Genomic DNA, 20,996 nt, shown 5'->3' on the forward strand with positions numbered 1-20,996 from the left:
TTCTAGAAATAGGATTGAATAGACTAAATATAAAAAAAAATTACCATTGATTAGAATAAAATAAAAAACACAAAAAAACCCATCAAAATTAAATGATGGGTTGTATTCAAAAAGTAAATGATACTAATCTTTTATAATTCCTCTAGAAATTACAATTTTTTGTATCTCAGTTGTACCTTCATAAATCTGAGTGATTTTTGCATCACGCATTAAACGTTCTACATGGTATTCTTTTACAAACCCATTTCCACCGTGTATTTGTACTGCTTCAACGGTATGTTCCATCGCAACTTTACTCGCATATAATTTTGCCATAGCACTAGACATGTCGTAGTTGTTTCCTTGGTCTTTATCCCAAGCGGCTTTCATGACCAACATACGAGCGGCTTCAATTTCAGTATGCATGTCTGCTAATTTAAAGGCGATGGCTTGGTGGTTACAAATTTCAGTGCCAAAGGCTTTGCGTTCTTTAGAGTATTTCAGAGCTAATTCATATGCACCTGCCGCAATACCTAATGCTTGGGCAGCAATACCAATTCGGCCACCAGATAGTGTTTTCATAGCAAATCTAAATCCAAATCCATCATCACCAATTCTGTTTTCTTTAGGGACTTTTACATCATTAAATTGTAAAGTATGTGTATCACTTCCTCTAATGCCTAATTTATCTTCTTTTGGACCAATATCAAAGCCAGGCATGCCTTTTTCAACAATAAACGCATTAATTCCATGAGATCCTTTATGCTTGTCAGTTTGAGCAATAACTAAATAAACTTCTGCACGTCCACCATTGGTAATCCAGTTTTTTGTTCCGTTTAAAACGTAGTGGTCGCCTTTGTCTATCGCTGTTGTTTTCTGAGATGTAGCATCACTTCCAGCTTCAGGTTCGCTTAAACAAAACGCTCCAATACATTCGCCTGTTGCTAATTTTGATAGGTATTTTTCTTTTTGTGCTTCACTTCCATAAGCTTCTAAACCATAACAAACCAAAGAATTGTTAACAGAAACCATAACAGAAGCAGACGCATCTACTTTAGATAATTCTTCCATAATAAGGACATAAGAAATCGCATCCATACCACTTCCGCCATATTTAGGATCTACCATAATACCTAAAAATCCTAATTCTCCCATCTTACGAACTAAGCTTTCAGGAAAGGTTTGAGCATTATCGCGCTCTATAACACCAGGAAGTAATTCTGTTTGTGCAAAATCTCGTGCTGCATCACGAATCATTAAATGTTCTTCTGTTAAGTTAAAGTCCATAAGTTATATAATTATTGAATTCTTAAAAATTTGATACAAAGATAGTTTTTTATTGCATTATTTTTAATAAGGATTATTATTTTTACTTTTTATGGCAAAAATGACTTATAATATTATTGGAGTAATGTCCGGAACTTCATTAGACGGCATAGATCTTATTTATGCGACTTTCGGAGTAGATGATACTTGGGATTTTAAAATTCATAATGCGGAAACTATGACGTATCCACTGTATTGGAAAACCCAATTAAGCAGCTTGGTAACGCAATCCATGGAACACTTAAAAGCTATTGATTTGGAGTATTCTCAATATCTAGCTAAGGTAATTGTACAATTTATAGAAACACACCATATAAAGGATTTAGATTTTATTGCTTCGCATGGTCATACAGCTTTACACCGACCAGACGAAGGCTTAACTTATCAGATTGGAAATCAACAAGTGTTGTCTGATATGCTGAACAAAAAAGTAATTTGCGACTTTAGAGTTCAGGATGTGGACTATGGAGGTCAAGGTGCTCCGTTAGTGCCAATTGGAGATCGTATGTTATTTAATGATTACGACTATTGTCTTAATTTAGGTGGTTTTGCTAATATTTCTTTCGAATCTAAAAACGAAAGAATCGCGTATGATATTTGTCCCGTAAATATTGTTTTAAATCATTATGTTTCAAAACTAGGATTTGATTATGATGATAAAGGTGAATTGGCCTCAACAGGAAGGCTTAATGAAGATTTATTATGTCAATTAAATGAACTTCCGTTTTATAATAAAACACCTCCAAAATCTTTAGGCTTAGAGTGGGTTGACCGCAATGTATTTCCATTAATTGATGATTTTAATCTTCAAACACATGATATTTTAAGAACCTTTATAGAGCACATTGCTATTCAGATTTCAAAAGTGTTGCAAGAACAAGGTTCTAAAGTTTTGGTGACAGGAGGTGGTGTTTTCAATGAGTTTTTAATGCATAAAATTCAGAGGTTTTCAAAATCTCAGATAATAATTCCTAAAAACGACATTGTAGAGTTTAAGGAAGCATTAATTTTTGGATTACTAGGAGTGTTAAAAGAAAGGAATGAGGTTAATTGCTTAAAGAGTGTAACTGGAGCAAAACAAAACCACTCTTCTGGAAAACTATTAATTCCGAAAAATTAAATTTAAATAAGCTTTTCACATCGATTGTTTTTTATATTTGTGACCATTAATTAAAGCGATTTAAATTGATAAAAGAATTACTTCACAAGTTCGAAAACAAGGATCCGGAAATTGTATTTCATTGGAATGACTCAGAAACTGAAGCTGAGGGTTGGACGGTTATCAACTCATTAAGAGGAGGTGCAGCAGGTGGTGGAACACGTATGCGCAAAGGCTTAGATAAAAACGAAGTGCTTTCACTTGCCAAAACAATGGAGGTGAAGTTCACGGTATCTGGACCAGCAATTGGTGGAGCAAAATCTGGAATTAATTTCGATCCACAAGACCCGAGAAAAAAAGGCGTATTACAACGTTGGTATGCTGCCGTATCTCCACTACTTAAAAGTTACTACGGAACAGGAGGGGATTTAAATGTCGATGAAATTCATGAAGTCATTCCTATTACTGAACAAAGTGGTGTTTGGCATCCACAAGAAGGTGTTTTTGAAGGGCATTTTAAACCCACGCAAGCAGATAAAATTAACAGGATTGGTCAGTTAAGACATGGTGTAATTAAAGTAATTGAAAACCCAAAATACTCTCCAGGGGTTCATAAAAAATACACCGTCGCAGATATGATCACTGGCTTTGGTGTTGCTATAGCTGCAAAACATTTTTATGATATTAAAGGCGACTCCATAAAAGGAAAACGTGTTATAGTTCAAGGTTTTGGAAATGTAGGAGCAGCAGCAGCCTTTTATTTTGCTCAAATGGGAGCTAAAATTGTAGGTATTATTGATAGAGATGGAGGATTAATTAATGAAGAAGGGTTTTCCTTTAGCGAAATTAATGACTTATACCTTGCAAAAAATGGTAACACATTAGTTGCTGAAAATCTCATACCATTTAAAGATATTAATAAACAAATTTGGTCGTTACAAGCGGAGGTTTTTGCTCCTTGTGCAGCGTCAAGATTAGTTACTCAGGGTCAAATAGATGAAATGATAAACACAGGTTTAGAAGTTATAACTTGTGGTGCTAACGTCCCTTTTGCTGACAAAGAAATATTCTTTGGGCCAATAATGGAGTACACAGATCAAAAAATTAGTTTAATTCCAGACTTTATTTCAAACTGTGGCATGGCGAGAGTTTTTGCTTACTTTATGGAGCGTAAAGTGCAAATGACAGACGAGGCTATTTTTAAAGACACCTCTAAAGTCATCAGAAAAGCTTTGAAAGAAGTACATAAAAATAATCCGAAACAAACAAATATTAGCGAAACTGCTTTTGAGATCGCGCTTAGACAACTAATCTAATTATTTAGATGGTTATAATTAAAATATGGAAACAGTAATAATACTGGTGTTTGTTATTGGTTATTTGGCCATTACCTTAGAACACAATCTAAAAATAGATAAATTAATTCCAGCCTTAGTGATGATGGCTGTCAGTTGGGCTTTAATATCATTTGGAATTAATGATTTTTCGCAATGGTTTGATTCGGCAAAGCATAGTTTAATAGATACGTTTGGTTTACTTCCGAAAGACGAGAAAATGCACATGATGGAAGAAACATTACTCCATCATTTAGGTAAAACATCCGAAATATTAGTGTTCTTAATAGGAGCTATGACTATTGTTGAAATCATTGATTATTTTGATGGGTTTTCAACGATTAAAGGCTTTATAAAAACAAAAAGTAAAAAGAAAATTCTTTGGATATTTGGCTTCTTAGCATTTTTTCTTTCTGCTATAATTGACAACCTTACCGCAACCATTGTATTGATATCAATTTTGCAAAAAATAATAAACAATAAAAATACTCGAATTTGGTATGCAGGTTTAATTATTATTGCAGCGAATGCAGGTGGAGCTTGGTCGCCAATTGGAGATGTCACCACTACGATGCTCTGGATAGGTGAAAAAGTAACTACAGGACATTTGTTTGTGTATTTATTTTTACCATCATTAGTTTGTATGGTAGTGCCAACATTTGTAGCGTCGTTATTACCCGCTTTTAAAGGAAATATTGAAACAACTCAGAACAAAACAGACAGGCCCAAAAGTAAATTTAGTGCTACAATGTTGTATTTAGGACTTGGAGGTATTGTGTCTGTTCCTGTTTTTAAAACCCTAACACATTTACCACCTTATGTAGGTATGATGTTGGCTTTGGCTGTTGTTGCTATTTTTGCAGAAATATATAGTAACTCAAAATTTAGCATATCTAATCACGATTCTGCAGAAAGTGACGCTAGTGCTCACCACAGTCCTGTGCATTATTCATTATCAAAAATAGAATTGCCAAGTATATTGTTTTTCTTAGGAATTTTAATGGCTGTAGCAGCACTTGAATCCTTGGGTATTTTATTTGGTTTTGCAGGTACACTTCAAGATACCATGCCAATGTTAGGTACAGAGTTACATCACGAAGGAATTTCCGATTTAGTTGTATTATTACTCGGTGTTGGTTCTGCGGTTATTGATAATGTGCCACTCGTTGCGGCAAGTTTAGGAATGTTCACGGAGCCAACGGATAATGAGCTGTGGCATTTTATCGCTTATTCGGCAGGAACAGGAGGTAGCATGTTAATAATAGGTTCTGCAGCAGGTGTCGTTGCTATGGGAATGGAAAAAATAGATTTCTTCTGGTATTTGAAAAAAATATCATGGTTAGCCCTGTTAGGGTTTTTATCAGGAGCCGTAGTCTTTATGTTTACCAGAACTATATTTTAAATTGCATACTTTTGTTAAAAATAAGACGTTATACAAATAGTTAAAAATAATTTCAATTTTTAGAATATGATATCATTAAGTGCTATTCAAGATGAAGTAGAGACTTTAGCTGATGGAGAATCAGTAGAAAAGACTTTATCCATAATAGAATTAATTACAAGTGGAGGAACATCAGGAATGGTGATTATAATCATCTTATTCCTACTTTTAATTGTAGCTACATTTATTTATTTCGAGCGTATTTTCGCCATTAAAGCAGCGTCTAAGGTCGATTCAAACTTTATGAATCAAATTAAAGACCATGTTAGTAATGGTAAAGTAGATTCTGCTCAAATGTTATGTGCTCAGCAAAACTCACCAGTATCTCGGTTAATTGCAAAAGGAATCACTAGAATAGGAAAACCTTTAGAAGATATCAATACCGCAATAGAAAACGCAGGTCGATTAGAAGTCTATAGCTTAGAAAAGAATGTTAGTGTTTTAGCAACTATTTCTGGAGTCGCACCAATGATTGGTTTCTTAGGAACTGTAGTTGGTATGATTATTTCAATTTTCGAATTGGCAAATGCTGGCGGAACCATTCAAATGGATGTGTTGGCGAGTGGTTTATATACAGCCATGACAACAACTGTAGGTGGACTAATAGTTGGTATTATTGCTTATGTTGCTTACAATCATATTGTAGTTAAAACTAACAAAGTTGTTTACCAAATGGAAGCAAACTCTGTTGAATTTTTAGATCACCTAAACGAACCTATCTAATATGAACATTAGAGGACGAAATAAAGTAACACCAGAATTCAATATGGCGTCTATGACCGATATTGTCTTCTTGTTATTAATCTTTTTTATGATTGCGTCAACTTTAGTGACTACAAATGCTATTGATATTCTTTTACCAAAAGCAAGTGGTAAAACAGAAAACAAAAAGTCAATTGCCGTTAGTATCAAAAAAGACTTGACCTATTATATTGACCAGAAACGTGTAGGAGAAAGTGTTTTAGAAACACAATTAATATCTGTAATGTCTTCACAAGAATCACCTACAATAGTATTAAGAGCAGAAAAATCTGTTCCTGTAGAAAATGTAGTGAAGGTTATGGATATCGCAAACCGTAATAAGTTTAAAGTAATTTTGGCAGTACAGCCGAAATAAATGGTATCATTTTTGAAACCAACGATAAAAGAATCTCATAAGTTTATATAAAACAAATGAAATATTTAGAGACCAAACACGAACGTAATTCAGCAAAAATCACAGTACTCATTGCTTTGATACTGCTTTTGCTATTGTTTGTTGTTGGCCCTCAATATATGGATCCACCTGAAGAATATGGTGTGGCTGTCAACTTTGGAACTACAGATTTTGGAAGTGGGAACAAACCATTAAGTGAACCTAAGCAAGCGGTTGAAGATAAAGTTGTAGAAGAAGATGTGGTTGAAGAAGTTCAGCCTGAAGAAGCCCAAGTTGCACCTGCTGCGGAAGCAACAAAGGCAGAAGAGGTAATGACGCAAGATAATGCTGAAGCCATTGCCATTAAAAAACAAAAAGAAGCTGAGGCCAAATTAAAGGCAGCAGAAGCGAAAGCTGAAGCCGAGGCGAAAGCAGCAGCAGAAAAAATTGAACGTGAAAAGCGTGAAGCTGAAGAAAAGAAACGCCAAGAGGAAGCAGAAAAAAAGAAACAACTCGATAATCTTATTGGAGGGGTAAAAAATGCAGAAGGCAATACTGATGGAGGTGAAGGACCAGATAGTCAAGGTGGGAATAAAGGACAATTAGATGGAAATCCTTATGCACCAAGTTATTTTGGTGGTTCTGGCCCTGGAAAAGGTGGTGTAGGCTATGGATTAGGAGGTAGAGGTATACCATCAAAGGAAATTTATAGGCAAAACTGCAATGAATATGGTTTGGTTGTTGTTCGAATCGAAGTAAACAGACAGGGCAAAGTAATAAAGGCAGATCCTGGTATTAAGCAATCAACCAATACGCACCCTTGTTTATTAGAACCTGCAAAAAAAATAGCCATGTCACATAAGTGGCCTGCAGATCCTGATGCGCCAGAAAGGCAAATTGGTTTTGTTAGTATTAACTTTGATGTAGGTCAATAGAATGAATTATCAAGATACTGTGAATTGGATGTTTCAACAACTTCCAATGTATCAAAATAAAGGCAACTCAGCTTTTAAAAAGGATTTAACAAATACAATTAAATTAGCGAAGCATTTAAACCATCCTGAAGACGGTTTCAGGTCTATTCATGTTGGTGGTACAAATGGTAAAGGATCTACAAGCCATATGCTTGCGTCTATTCTGCAAGAAGCTGGTTATAAAGTCGGTTTATATACGTCTCCACATTTAAAAGATTTTAGAGAACGCATTCGTATAAATGGTAAGGTCATTAGTGAGCAAACTGTTATTGATTTTATTAAAGGAAATAAAACATTTTTCGAGGCGAATAATTTATCATTCTTTGAAATGACAGTAGGTATGGCTTTTGATTATTTTGCGAAGCAGAAGGTTGATATTGCTATTATTGAAGTTGGATTAGGTGGTCGATTAGATTCTACAAATATTATTACTCCAGAATTATCCATAATCACTAATATTGGTTTCGATCATACGCAAATATTAGGTGATACCTTAGAAAAGATAGCCGTAGAGAAAGCCGGAATCATTAAAGAACATATGCCTATTGTTATTGGTGAAACACAAGCTGAGACTGAAACTGTTTTTAAAACAAAAGCAGAACAAACCCAATCAGAGATCTATTTTGCTGATCAGATTATAGATATAACTCCTGACAGTGATTTAAAAGGAGCGTACCAAATTCATAATAAAAAAACTGTAGTACAGTCGGTCCATGTTTTAAGAACATTACGATTTAAAATTTCTGAAGCGGCTTTAAAAAACGGGCTTTTGCATGTAACTAAAAACACGGGTTTAAAAGGTCGGTGGCAACTATTAGGAACGGCACCAAAAATTGTATGTGATACAGCACATAATAAAGAAGGGTTAACTTATGCTATGAATCAATTAAAACAAGAGTCTTTCAATCAACTTCATATCGTTTTTGGTGTTGTTAATGACAAAGATTTAGACACCATAATTCCCTTACTTCCTATTGATGCCACCTATTATTTTTGCAAACCAAATGTGCAAAGAGGTCTAGATGCAGAAATTTTAAAAAATAAATTTAAAATAAATCAGTTACTCGGGAGTACACATAATAGCGTGGCTGATGCTTTAACTAGCGCAAAATCAAAGGCTAATAAACAAGATTTAATTTATGTTGGTGGTAGTTCTTTTGTGGTCGCAGAAATAATTTAAAATTTTTATAAAAAAATGTTTTGAGATATTAAAAACTAGACTATATTTGCAGTCCAAATAATAGGGCGCGTAGCTCAGTTGGTTCAGAGCACTTGGTTTACACCCAAGGGGTCAGGGGTTCGAATCCCTTCGCGCCCACATCAATTTCAATTCCGATTTGATATTTCAAATCGGAATTTTTGTTTTAAAAAATAGTATGAGATTAACCTTTAGTCTTTTTTTAAACAAAAATTTCAAGATGTGCAGTAGCGCATCCCAATATTTATTTAGGCTGAAATAAGCCCTAAATTTGATTACAATATAAAGGGTCATTAACTCAGTTGGTTCAGAGTGTCACGTCGACAACGTGGAAGTCACTGGTTCGAATCCAGTATGACCCACATCAAGCAGAAAATCCGTACGTAAGTGCGGATTTTTTACGTATATAAAACACCCAAATCATAGATTTGAAGGTGTTTTATGTACGTAAAAAATAGAAATCGCTTTTTTGCGATTTAGGATTTTCTATTTGCAGTAGTGGTTTTTATCTGGAACAACGCAGTTAATCCATTAAAGTACTTACTTATAAAACACCCAAATCATAGATTTGAAGGTGTTTTATGTACGTAAAAAATAGAAATCGCTTTTTTGCGATTTAGGATTTTCTATTTACAGGCGTGGGATTAATCAGGAACAACCTAGTTAGTCCATCAAAGTATTAATTTGTAATACCTCTTCATGATGCGGTTTTTCAGTGAATGAGCAATAGAAATTATGAAATCAGCTAATGGTTCATTACGGTTTTAAATATCTTAAGATTCACAATTTGTTTAATTAAAATCTAATATCATGAAAATACAAGCCTATTTATCCTTTAAAGGAAACTGTCAAGAAGCACTAAAGTTTTATGGTGATTTATTTGATGCTAAAATTGTTAATCGTCAGACTTATGAAGATAAGAAAATAGATGTTCCTTCATCGTATGCCAATAAATTACAGCATGCTGAATTGAAAGGAAAAAATATACATTTTATGGCTTATGATGCCTCACCAGATACTCCACTTAATAGCGGAAATCAATGTCACATGAGTATTGAAGCCTCTGATAACAACGAAGGGAAAACCCTTTTTGAATCCTTATCAGAAGGAGGTAAGGTTCATCATAACTATCGCGAAAGAGAATGGGGTTATTTTGGTCGCTGTACAGATAAGTTTGGTATTGACTGGATGGTCAATCACAATCAATAATAAATACGTCCTTAGAACTCAAAAAAAACATTTGAAATATCTTCAAATGGTTTTTTATAATACAGCTATATCTTAAATCTTGTGGTTTAAAGTTAATTAGTTTTTAACCTAAATAAACCTGGGTTAAGGCTTAGACGATTTTTTGTAGATTTCAAAAAGATTAAATATAAGGGCGCATAAAACAACCCAAATAATACCAGCTATAAAACCTCCAATAATGTCTGAAGGAAAGTGTACACCAAGATAAATTCTACTGATTCCTATGCTAGCGATTAAAAACATAAAAATCAAGATGATTGGCAGTTTTATAATTAAATTCATTTTAAAATGATAAAACAGATAGATTAAAAAACCATAAAACGCCATAGCTGTCATGGCATGGCCACTAGGATAACTTAAGGATTCTATTGTGACTAAATGTTCTAGTTCTGGTCTAGATCTGTTTATTATTTTTTTTAGAATAATATTAGAGCTTAATGCTAAAATAATTACGATGATAAGCTGCACTGCATATTGCCACTTCTTTAAAATTAATATAAATGCCAAACTACACAATGTAAACACAAATAGGTAGCCATAAACATCTCCAATATCAGTAATAAATATAAAATAATTGGTGAGTGTAGGGGTTCTGTGAGTGAGTATATAGTCCGTAACAGTTGTGTCGAATTGGGCTAAGGTTGTAGACTTTAAGTTTTTTGTTAATTCAACAAAAGAATACATGCCAACAATGACGATCAATATGGCAATGATAGCAATTATAATATAAGGTATTTGGGGATCATGTCTCTTAAATAATTTAGAGACGAGCTGTTTAAGTTTGTTAATGATTATCTTAATTGCATTTTGCATGGTTTCGTAAAATCGCATTTGTATCAGTGGTATGTCTAAAAATCAGACTTTATATTAGGAAATTGGCTATATAATTATTTCATAGTTGATGATATCAATGAATGTTTTTTCAATTAAAATATACCAAACGCTATCCGTCTATTAAATGTAATCCAAAATTCGTTCTAAAGCCATACCACGCGAGCCTTTAATTAAAACAGTCGTGTTGTTAAGCCCTAGTGTTTTTAAATGTGGTTTTAAGTCTTCAAAACTTTTGAATTTATGAGTAGAATCTTTTGTAATCGTTTTGTAAAAGTGCTTTCCTATAATATAAACGTTCTTGTTAAAATTAGACTCAATAAAATCTACAATGGCCTGATGTTCCGTTTCCGATTCTGTTCCTAATTCAAACATATCTCCTAGAAATAGGTGTTTATTTTCAGCATTTAACTGTTTTATATTTTTAAGTGCGGCCAACATGCTTGTCGGATTTGCGTTATAAGCATCGAGGATAATTGTAGTAGATTCCTTTTTAATAATCTCAGACCGGTTATTGTCTGGCTGATAACTTGTAATAGCGCGTTTAATGTTTTCTGTAGTTACATTAAATTGCTGTCCAATGGCTATAGCCACTGCTATATTTCCATAGTTGTAGTCACCAATGAGTTGACTTTCAATATGTGTGTCATTATATGATAAAGTTACATAAGGATTGGCACTCTTAAAAGTTATCGTGCAATCGTTATTTAGATTACTCCCAAAAGTGACCGTCTTACTATATGTGCCAATTTGCTGTACTTGCTTCTCATCATCTGTATTTACAAAAGCTGTTTTGTCGTTTTGTGTTATATAATCATATAATTCTGATTTGGCCTTAACAACGCCTTCAACACTGCCAAAACCTTCTAAATGTGCTTTGCCAAAATTAGTGATGAGACCATAGTCTGGTTGTGCAATACCGCATAAAAACTCTATCTCTTTTTGGTGATTAGCTCCCATTTCAACAATTCCAAAGTCTAAGTCATCTGTAAACCTCAATAGGGTTAACGGAACACCAATATGGTTGTTGAGGTTTCCAATTGTTGCTTTTACTTTGTGGGTTGTAGCTAAAACTGCATTAATGAGTTCCTTTGTAGTGGTTTTACCATTACTACCTGTTAGAGATATAATAGGAATCTTAATTACATTTCTATGGTATGTCGCTAGGTGTTGTAAAGTAACTAATACGTCTTTGACATAGATGCAACTGTTATTTATTACAGCAGCTTTGTTATCTACAACACAAAATTTAGCTCCTGCATCAAAAGCTTTAGATACAAATTTATTACCATCAAAATTATCACCTTTAAGGGCAAAGTACATACAATCTTGTTGTAGTTTCCTGGTGTCTGTTGATATGCTCGAACAGGTTTTAAATTTTTGATATAATTCTTCTGAATTCATGCGTGTTTTTATTGTACGTATTAGCTTTTATATGCTTTTCTTAATGGAATGGTCTTTTAAAGATAATACTTTAAAGATTTGTGTTAAGTAGATCTAAAATAAAAAAAAGTCCTGATAAATATATCAGGACTTTTTAAAATATTATTAAACGATTATTTAGTTACGTCTTTTTCCAGCGTTAGCACTTTTAGAACCTACTCTAGAAACGGCACATCTAAAACCAATATAGTCTGTTGCCATATCTTGTGGGAAGTAGCGACGTTGTGCTGGGTCAATCCAGTACGCTCTATCTCTCCATGATCCACCTTTATAAACTCTTACTTCATCGTTAATCAATGATGTTCTGCTGCTAGATTGGTCATATTCTCTAATCATTGTTCCGTCAGTAGAATCTACTACTACAGAGTGCTTTGGAGAATTGTACATTTTACTAGTAGAGCTTTTACCTCCTTCTGTTTCGTCAAAACTTTCTCTGTAATAACGAGAAGAACGTTTGTCACCATCTCTAAAGTTTCTGTTGTCACTTTGACTGAAGTTAGTTCTTAAATATGTTTCTTCTTCATCAATAGGAACTGTTGCAATTTCTCCTGGTAAATCTCTAGCGATAATTCTACCATTAGATAAAGTATCGTAAACAATTTCGTCAATAGTTACAATTTTCACCGTACCATCTTCGTTAATTGCGTTTTTAGAATATACATTACCTCTATAGTAGTTAAAGTCATTAAATTCATCATCTACAATAGGTCTGTAAACATCAGCAACCCATTCGGCAACATTACCAGCCATATCATATAAGCCGTAATCATTAGGTTCGTATGTTCTTACTTCTGCGGTAATATCAGCGCCATCGTCAGACCAACCTGCAATTCCACCATAATCACCTTTACCTTGCTTAAAGTTAGCTAATTGATCTCCTCGGTTTACACGTCTACCAGATCTAGTATATTGACCATCCCAAGGGTATTTTTTACGGCCTCTATAAACATTATATTGGCGTAATTCACTCATACCTAAAGCAGCGTATTCCCACTCAGCTTCGGTTGGTAGTCTGTATTTTACAGGAATTAACCCAGATTCTCTATTTGCATAAACATTAATAGGGTTTCCGTCTGCATCAACTTGTTGTCTACGTTGTCCGCCTTCTAATACTTCTGCGTTTCCACCGTAGGTTTGTGATGGAGCATTAATATAGGTGTCTGTACTAAATGTACTTTCTGCACTAACGTCTGTATATTGTGCATCTCTTTTTATGTATCCAGCTTCTTGTAATGATAATTCTGCAACACGGTCAGTTCTCCAATTAGCGTATTCAACGGCTTGAATCCAACTAACACCAACTACAGGATAATCTGCATAACCAGGATGACGTAAATAGTTTTCTGTCATCATTTCGTTATAACCTAAACGATTTCTCCATACTAATGTATCAGGAAGTGCTCCTTTATATATTAAAGCATAGTTAGGATCGTCTGGTGGGTATACATTTTTTAAATAATCTAAATAAAACAAATAGTTTACATTGGTAACTTCAGTTTCATCCATATAGAAGGACTGTATATGCTGTTGATTTGGAGTATTGTTCCAATCGTGCATTGGGTCATCTTGTACTTTACCCATAGTAAAGGTTCCACCTTCAACGAAAGCCGTTCCTGGAGGAGTTTCCTGCTCTTTAAATTGAGTGTTGTACTGAAAACCACCTTGTCTATCGTTGATTTTCCAGCCTGTGGCACTATCTACGTTGCCAGAATTAGAAGAACGGTTGCAACTTACAATCGAAGCGCAAAGCGTTACTGCTATTAAAAATTTTAGGTTTGAGACATGTTTCATATCCATACGTTTAAGTAAGCTCGTTTAATTTTAGAGTCGCAATATAACAATTAAAGGTAAACTAACAACTTTTTTTTTCAACTAAATATAAAAAATTGTGCATTTCATCCTTTTTTTTATACAGAACATCGGATATTTTTCAATTTATCGATGTATTTTGCCCTTTAATAACGAGCCGAGAAATGATTTATTGTTGTATTTTTGAAATTAAAATTGTGTAGTCATAATAACGTCCTTTAATCATCGTTATTCTATTAGTGAAATATAAGCATATATTATAATAGTCGTACTGCTTGTTATTCTAATTGAGACTAAAATCGAAAAAGAACCAATGAAAAATTGCTATTTAATCTCTTTTCTATTACTTACGATGCTTTCTTTTGGGCAGCAAAAACAATTTAATATTAATTGGGATGGTTATAAAGTTTTAGAAACGGGCTATAGTAAAATTGAAGTTCCAACTTTTGATGAGAACCATTTTAACTATGATCCAAGTAACGGATTAAGCTTTTTTGCACAATGGGATAGTAATGGAGGTCAAATTGACGAAAGCTCTGTTGCAGTTTCAAATATTTCTTACGAGACCATTTCTTCCAATGACTTAAAGGGTTTAAACCCGGAACTTATTCCAAATGCACCTAAGTATAAGTTGTTTAACACGAATGCGAGAGGAAAATATAGCCATTATTTTGAAATAAGTCCTATTATAAAGGATAGAGGTGTTTATAAGAAGATAAAAACATTTACTGTTAGCTATAGTGTATTATCTAGTCGAACGTATAGTACAATGGGTGTAACTGAAATTACAAATTCAGTTTTAAGCACTGGGCAATGGTTTCGGTTTTATATAGAAGACTCAGGTGTCTTTAAACTATCTAAGAGTTTTATAAATAACTTAGGAGTTAATACCAACTCTATTGATCCTAGAACCATTAAAATTTATGGTAATGGTGGTCGTATGTTACCATTGGAAAATTCTGAGAATTATCCTTTTGATGTGGTAGAAAATGCCATAAAATTCGTCGGTGAAGAAGATGGAAGCTTTGATAATTCAGATTATATCCTTTTTTATGGTGAAGGTCCTAAAACGTATAGTGAAGAAAGTAACACCAATTTAAACTTATATACAGATAAAACCTATTACTACTTAAATATTAGCTCAGGAAATGGGAAGCGTATCCAAAATATGCCAACTATTAATGCTGCGGCTGATATTGAAATTGATACGTTTCAGGATTATCAGTTTTATGAAGTAGATGAGTATAACCTTGCCAAATTAGGGCGTCGTTGGTTTGGTGATGATTTTGATATTGAAAATCAACGGTCTTATGAGTTTGAATTCCCTAACTTAGTTACTACTGTGCCTGTAGATTTTAACATAGCTGTAGGTTCTGTTTCAGAAGTGCCAACAAATATGAATATTACAATTAATGGTAATCAGGTTACAAATATGGGATTAGGTGCTATTAATCCAGGTTCGGTTTTAGCAACTGCCTCAACATATAACCAACAACAGAATATTACTTCAGATTTAATTACAGTAGAATTCGATTATAACAATAGCGGAAATCCATCGGCAAATGCCTTTTTAGATTATATTAATATTGAAGCTACTCGAAATTTAAGATATGAAGGGGAACAGTTAGTTTTTAAAAATAAAGAGGTTATTACCACGCCAGGAATCGCACAGTACAATGTTAATAATACCACAAACGTTAAAGAAATTTGGGATATAACTGATCGCTTTAATGTGAGTACTATAGTAAATTCAGGTAATGAAAGCACTTTGTCTTTTAAGGCGCAATCTGGAGAGGAACGAATGTATTTAGCATTTTCTAACGCTAACGTATTTGTGCCTAAAACGGATTCTAGGACTACAGTGGCGAATCAAAATTTGAAAGGCACAATTTTTACCAATGCACAAGGTCAGTTTGAAGATATTGATTATATCATTTTGTCGCCTTCTCAATTTTTAACACAAGCAGAACGACTAGCGCAAATTAATAGAGATCAATATAACCTCAAAGTGAAGGTTGTAGATATACAAACGATTTACAATGAATTTAGTACAGGAAGCCAAGATATTGCTGCACTGCGTAATTTTATTAAGTACGTTTACGACAATGCGAGTTCGCCAAGTAATCGGTTAAAGTACCTTTGTTTATTTGGCGATGGTTCTTATGATTATAAAAATAGAATTAGAAACAACACTAACTTAGTGCCTTCATGGTACACTAATAATAGTTTTAGTCTAACAAGCTCTTTTGTTTCAGACGATTTCTATGCCATGTTAGATGATAATGAAGGCGGTATGGCTGGTTCAGATCGAATGGATATTGCTGTTGGTAGAATTTTAGCAGACGATTTGCAGCGCGCTAAAGAATTGGTGGATAAAGTGAATACCTATTACCAACCCGAATCTTATGGTAGTTGGAGAAATAATATATTACTGATTTCTGATGATGTTGATGAAGCTTGGGAGAATAGACTACAAGTAACTACAGATAATTTAGGAACAACTTTAAACGAAGAAAAATCATTTTTAAATGTTGTAAAGATTCATTCAGATGCATTTGAGCAAGAATCCTCAGCAGCAGGAAATAGATACCCAAAAGTTAATGATGCTATAAAGGATGCCATCGAGGTAGGAGCTTTGGTGGTTAATTATTTTGGTCATGGAGGTGAAGATGGCATTGCGAAAGAACGAATTTTCGATAAAATAGATTCTCAGGATATTAATAATATTTGCAAGTATAATTTGTTTATCACAGTAACTTGTGAATACACCAAATTCGATGACCCTAATCGAAAAACTGCAGGTGAATATACGTTTTGGAACACCAATGGTGGTGCAATTGCGCTGGTAACAACAACACGTCAAATAATTGTGTCTGTTGGAGAGTCTCTTAATAAAGTATTGGATGACTATTTATTTGCATTCGAAGGTTACGAAAACGTATCTGTGGCAGAAGCTTTACGATTAACAAAATCAGATAATAGTATAGCGGGCTCAAGTCAAAAACGATTAGTGTTTTATATTGGTGATCCTGCAATGAAATTAACTTTTGCCGAACCAGATATTAGGTTAACTAAAATAAATGATGTAGAAGTTGCACAATCCACGGATGTTCTAGAAGCTTTAAGTTATACAAAATTAGCAGGCGAAGTTATTGATGCAAATGGTAATTTAATGTCTAATTATAATGGTACGCTAACTGCAACAGTTTTCGATAAGGATATTGCACGCCAAACATTAGCTAATGATGGTGTTACAGATGCTAGTGGAGAACTTATTGTTATGGACTTTTCAACTTTAGGCGAGGTTATATTTAAAGGACAGGCTAGTGTAGTGAATGGACTCTTTGAATTCGATTTTATAGTGCCAAAAGATATTGGTATTCCTGTTGGCAATGGTAAGGTGAGTTTTTATGCGCAAACAGAAAACCCGCTTTCAAATCAAGCAGGTGCAAATTTCGATATTAAAATTGGTGGTATTAATGAGGATGCACCAGAAGATAATATAGGGCCAGTCATTAATTTATATATGAATGACGAAAACTTTGTTTCAGGAGGTATTACAAATGAATCTCCTATTTTATTAGCAAAGCTTCAAGATGATAACGGCATAAATACAGCAAGTGGAATTGGTCATGATATTACTGCTATTATTGATGGAAATGAAACCAACCCAATAGTTTTAAATAACTATTATCAAGCAGATGTAGATGACTATACTAATGGTACAGTGTCTTATCCATTTAGAGATTTAGAACCTGGAATGCATACTTTAACCTTAAAGACTTGGGATGTTTATAATAATTCGTCGACAGCAGAAATTCAGTTTGTTGTTTTTGATAAAGATGAAGAGTTAGTCGTAAACAATGTCTTAAATTACCCAAATCCTTTTGTGAATTATACAGAGTTCTGGTTTAATCACAATAGTTCAGAACCTTTAGACATTTCAGTACAGATATTTACTGTTTCAGGAAAATTGGTAAGAACTTTAAATGGAACAACAAGTGCAGATGAGTGTTGTAATAAAGGTTCTACCTCATTATCTAGAAGTGTTGTTTGGGATGGAAGAGACGATTTTGGTGATAAAATTGGAAAAGGAGTCTATGTCTATAAACTAAAAGTGAAATCTAATCGTTTAAATAAACAAGTTGAAAAAATTCAAAAACTTGTCATACTATAATAATAATTTATATTTGCTAACTAATTAATACTATTAAAGAGGTATTAGTTTTCAAAAATTGAACATGAAAAAACATATTTTAACCCTTATCGCACTTGTGACAATAGGATCTACTTATGGTCAGACAACAGTAGTTTTACCAAATGACTTTGATAGCAGAGTTATAACAACAGGCTTACCTTTTATGCTTATTGCACCAGATGCGAGATCTGCTTCTTTAGGAGATATGGGAGTCGCAACATCAGTAGATGGCTTTTCGCAACAATATAATCCAGCAAAATATGTGTTTTCTGAAACGAAGCAAGGAGTAAGTTTAAGTTATACACCGTATTTAACACGATTGGTGAATGACATTTCCTTAAGTTATGTTACCTATTTTAATAGAATAAATGATGTTAGCGCATTTTCTCTTGGGCTTAAATACTTTTCATTAGGTGAAATAGTACTAACGCAAGATGCAAGTGATCCAGGTACTGCCGTAAAGCCAAATGAATATGCTATTGATGGTGCTTACACCTTACGATTAGGCAATCAGTTCTCTATGGCTGTAGCTATGCGTTATATGAGGTCTGCCTTACGAATAGGGCAGGTAGATGATAATGCACAAGCAGGTAGCACATTTGGTGCGGATATTACAGGGTATTATCAAAGTGAAGAAGAAGCGTATAATGATTTTAATGGGCGTTGGAGAGCAGGTTTTGCAATTCAGAATTTAGGACCAAAATTTAAGTACGATGATGCTGGTAACGATGTGTTTCAACCAACAAATTTAAGATTAGGTGCAGGTTTCGATTTTATCTTCGATCAATACAGTACGTTAGCTGTTACAGCTGAAGTTTCTAAGTATTTAGTGCCAACACCTCCTATTTATGGTAATGAATATGAATTTACAGATAATAATGGAAACGGAACATATGAAGAGAGCGAAGATGATTTAGTCGGTTTTCCAGGCAATCCAATTAATAGAGATATAATTTTAGAAGGTCAAGATCCTGATGTTAGTTTTCTTAATGGAGTATTTCAGTCGTTTGGTGATGCACCAGGTGGTTTTAGTGAAGAGTTAAGAGAATTTACTTGGGCATTGAGTGCAGAATACACTTATCAAGAAAATTTTTCTTTCAGAACAGGATATTTTAATGAAGCAGATGATAAAGGGGCACGTAAGTTTTTTGCACTTGGAGCAGGATTTAAGTACACCACTATAAATGTAGATTTATCATATTTGTTTTCAGCGTCTAAAATTCAAAGTCCATTAGAAAACACCTTACGTTTTTCACTAACCTTTAATTTTGGAGATGGTGAATACAATGAATATTAAAATGTATTATTATATTTAAATATCAAAAAAACTATTGTTTATTAAAGCAATAGTTTTTTTGTCTAAAATAAACAATAAACTATGAAGGAAGTCAAGATTGAAACTACATTACAGGTCTATGATGATATGAACGAGCTTCCTAAGGCTATTCAAAATTTAATGAATACGGCTATAGAAGCTAGAGAAAATGCGTACGCACCTTACTCAAAATTTAAAGTAGGAGCTGCTATTTTACTCGATAATAGTATTGAGGTCATTGGAAGTAATCAAGAAAACGCTTGTTTTCCTTCAGGCTTATGTGCAGAACGTACAGCTATTTATTATGCAGGCTCAAAATATCCCAAAGCCAAAATTCTAAAAATGGCAATAACCGCTTCCTCACAACATCAAGTAACAGATAAACCTATTCCTCCATGTGGAGCATGTAGACAATCTATAGCGGAATACGAAATAAAACAAGATCAACCTATAGAAATTTACTTCATGGGAGCCCAAGGTAAGGTGGTAAAATCTAACTCACTTGCCAATTTATTGCCACTTCTTTTTGAAAGCTCAGTATTATAAGGTTTTTGTTGCAATAAAATCAGTAATCGTTTATTTTTTTTATCAGATACTGTTTCTTCTTTATTGACTAAAGTGTTATTTTTGTTATTCTATATTATTATAAAGAACTCATCAAGAAATGCAAAAAATAACCAAAGAAGTTTACCTAAAGTGGTATGAGGATATGATGTTCTGGCGAAAGTTTGAAGACAAGCTTGCCGCTGTTTACATCCAACAAAAAGTTCGAGGATTCCTTCACTTGTACAATGGCCAAGAAGCTGTATTAGCAGGTGCTTTACATGCCATGGATTTAACAAAGGACAAAATGATAACGGCATACCGTAATCACGTTCAGCCTATTGGAATGGGAGTAGATCCTAAACGCGTTATGGCAGAATTATACGGAAAGGCAACGGGAACCTCACAAGGTTTAGGAGGATCGATGCACATTTTTTCAAAAGAATTCCGTTTTTATGGAGGTCATGGTATTGTTGGAGGTCAGATTCCTTTAGGTGCAGGTATTGCATTTGGTGATAAATACCACGATAAAGATGCTGTTACTATTTGTTGTTTTGGAGATGGTGCGGCAAGACAAGGGTCGTTACACGAAACCTTTAACTTAGCAATGCTTTGGAATTTACCTGTAGTATTTGTTTGTGAAAACAACGGTTATGCCATGGGAACTTCAGTAGCGCGTACAGCAAATCATACTGAAATATGGAAACTTGGTTTGGGTTACGATATGCCTTCAGGACCAGTAGATGGTATGAACCCTATCAAAGTAGCAGAAGCGTTTGATGAAGCTATTCAACGAGCAAGAAAAGGCGGAGGACCTTCATTTTTAGAAGTAAAAACCTACCGTTATAGAGGGCATTCAATGTCTGATGCACAGCACTACAGAACAAAAGATGAGGTTGCTGAGTACAAGAAAATTGACCCAATAACACAAGTAAAAGATATTATTCTTGAAAAAGAATATGCAACTGAAGCAGATTTAAAAGCGATTGACAAAGATGTTAAGAAACGCGTTTCAGAATGTGAGAAATTCGCAGACGAATCTCCATACCCTGATAAGAATGTGATGTACGATGTTGTATATGAACAAGAAGATTACCCATTTATAGACCACAAAATAAAGTAA

Annotated in this window: 16 protein-coding genes and 2 tRNA genes; 14 read left to right on the top strand and 4 right to left on the bottom strand. The window is 34.0% G+C overall.

Annotated features, from left to right (window positions below; genetic code table 11):
• Positions 1-123 precede the first annotated feature (123 nt).
• The gene (locus tag ITJ86_RS10320) at positions 124-1,266 is read right to left on the bottom strand and encodes an acyl-CoA dehydrogenase (protein ID WP_195871567.1); all 1,143 of its coding nucleotides are present in this window, start codon (positions 1,264-1,266) and stop codon (positions 124-126) included.
• A 91-nt stretch (positions 1,267-1,357) separates the two neighbouring features.
• Between ITJ86_RS10320 and ITJ86_RS10325 the strand changes: the two genes are divergently transcribed.
• The 10 genes from ITJ86_RS10325 (at position 1,358) to ITJ86_RS10370 (ending at position 9,695) form a co-directional block, all read left to right on the top strand.
• Entirely contained in the window at positions 1,358-2,425 is a 1,068-nt protein-coding gene (locus tag ITJ86_RS10325) for an anhydro-N-acetylmuramic acid kinase (RefSeq protein ID WP_195871568.1), read from the top strand.
• A gap of 68 nt (positions 2,426-2,493) precedes the next feature.
• The gene (locus ITJ86_RS10330) at positions 2,494-3,720 is read left to right on the top strand and encodes a Glu/Leu/Phe/Val dehydrogenase dimerization domain-containing protein (RefSeq protein ID WP_195871718.1); all 1,227 of its coding nucleotides are present in this window, start codon (positions 2,494-2,496) and stop codon (positions 3,718-3,720) included.
• A 25-nt stretch (positions 3,721-3,745) separates the two neighbouring features.
• Complete coding sequence (gene nhaD / locus ITJ86_RS10335; RefSeq protein ID WP_195871569.1) at positions 3,746-5,140, top strand: sodium:proton antiporter NhaD; 1,395 nt, start codon at positions 3,746-3,748, stop codon at positions 5,138-5,140.
• A gap of 66 nt (positions 5,141-5,206) precedes the next feature.
• Positions 5,207-5,902: a MotA/TolQ/ExbB proton channel family protein gene (locus ITJ86_RS10340; RefSeq protein WP_195871570.1), complete on the top strand. Its 696-nt coding sequence runs from the start codon at positions 5,207-5,209 to the stop codon at positions 5,900-5,902.
• Position 5,903: 1 nt separating this feature from the next.
• Positions 5,904-6,296 carry an ExbD/TolR family protein gene (locus tag ITJ86_RS10345; protein ID WP_195871571.1) on the top strand — a complete coding sequence of 131 codons (393 nt, stop codon included), beginning with the start codon at positions 5,904-5,906 and terminating at the stop codon, positions 6,294-6,296.
• A 56-nt stretch (positions 6,297-6,352) separates the two neighbouring features.
• Positions 6,353-7,249, top strand: coding sequence for an energy transducer TonB (locus tag ITJ86_RS10350; protein WP_195871572.1), 897 nt, complete (start codon positions 6,353-6,355; stop codon positions 7,247-7,249).
• Between the two features lies 1 nt (position 7,250).
• Entirely contained in the window at positions 7,251-8,468 is a 1,218-nt protein-coding gene (locus tag ITJ86_RS10355; RefSeq protein ID WP_195871573.1) for a bifunctional folylpolyglutamate synthase/dihydrofolate synthase, read from the top strand.
• A 63-nt stretch (positions 8,469-8,531) separates the two neighbouring features.
• Positions 8,532-8,606: transfer RNA gene (locus ITJ86_RS10360), tRNA-Val, on the top strand.
• Positions 8,607-8,773: 167 nt separating this feature from the next.
• Positions 8,774-8,848, top strand: a tRNA-Val gene (locus ITJ86_RS10365).
• A gap of 448 nt (positions 8,849-9,296) precedes the next feature.
• Positions 9,297-9,695 carry a VOC family protein gene (locus ITJ86_RS10370; protein ID WP_195871574.1) on the top strand — a complete coding sequence of 133 codons (399 nt, stop codon included), beginning with the start codon at positions 9,297-9,299 and terminating at the stop codon, positions 9,693-9,695.
• Between the two features lie 123 nt (positions 9,696-9,818).
• Here the strand turns inward: ITJ86_RS10370 and ITJ86_RS10375 are convergent, their stop codons facing one another.
• From ITJ86_RS10375 to gldJ, 3 genes are all read right to left on the bottom strand, one after another.
• Positions 9,819-10,565: a phosphatase PAP2 family protein gene (locus ITJ86_RS10375; RefSeq protein WP_230080275.1), complete on the bottom strand. Its 747-nt coding sequence runs from the start codon at positions 10,563-10,565 to the stop codon at positions 9,819-9,821.
• A 123-nt stretch (positions 10,566-10,688) separates the two neighbouring features.
• Positions 10,689-11,969 carry a UDP-N-acetylmuramoyl-tripeptide--D-alanyl-D-alanine ligase gene (locus ITJ86_RS10380; RefSeq protein ID WP_195871575.1) on the bottom strand — a complete coding sequence of 427 codons (1,281 nt, stop codon included), beginning with the start codon at positions 11,967-11,969 and terminating at the stop codon, positions 10,689-10,691.
• A 156-nt stretch (positions 11,970-12,125) separates the two neighbouring features.
• Positions 12,126-13,805: a gliding motility lipoprotein GldJ gene (gene gldJ / locus ITJ86_RS10385; RefSeq protein ID WP_195871576.1), complete on the bottom strand. Its 1,680-nt coding sequence runs from the start codon at positions 13,803-13,805 to the stop codon at positions 12,126-12,128.
• A 325-nt stretch (positions 13,806-14,130) separates the two neighbouring features.
• On the opposite strand from gldJ, the gene porU reads away from it, so the two are divergent.
• The 4 genes from porU (at position 14,131) to pdhA (ending at position 20,996) form a co-directional block, all read left to right on the top strand.
• Positions 14,131-17,994 carry a type IX secretion system sortase PorU gene (porU, locus tag ITJ86_RS10390; protein WP_195871577.1) on the top strand — a complete coding sequence of 1,288 codons (3,864 nt, stop codon included), beginning with the start codon at positions 14,131-14,133 and terminating at the stop codon, positions 17,992-17,994.
• A gap of 64 nt (positions 17,995-18,058) precedes the next feature.
• Positions 18,059-19,312, top strand: coding sequence for a type IX secretion system outer membrane channel protein PorV (gene porV / locus ITJ86_RS10395; protein WP_195871578.1), 1,254 nt, complete (start codon positions 18,059-18,061; stop codon positions 19,310-19,312).
• Positions 19,313-19,393: 81 nt separating this feature from the next.
• The gene (locus ITJ86_RS10400) at positions 19,394-19,876 is read left to right on the top strand and encodes a cytidine deaminase (RefSeq protein ID WP_195871579.1); all 483 of its coding nucleotides are present in this window, start codon (positions 19,394-19,396) and stop codon (positions 19,874-19,876) included.
• Between the two features lie 118 nt (positions 19,877-19,994).
• Positions 19,995-20,996, top strand: a complete 1,002-nt coding sequence (gene pdhA, locus ITJ86_RS10405; protein WP_195871580.1) for a pyruvate dehydrogenase (acetyl-transferring) E1 component subunit alpha — start codon at positions 19,995-19,997, stop codon at positions 20,994-20,996.

Origin of the sequence: Winogradskyella marina, assembly GCF_015645385.1 — a bacterium.
GTDB lineage: Bacteria > Bacteroidota > Bacteroidia > Flavobacteriales > Flavobacteriaceae > Winogradskyella > Winogradskyella marina.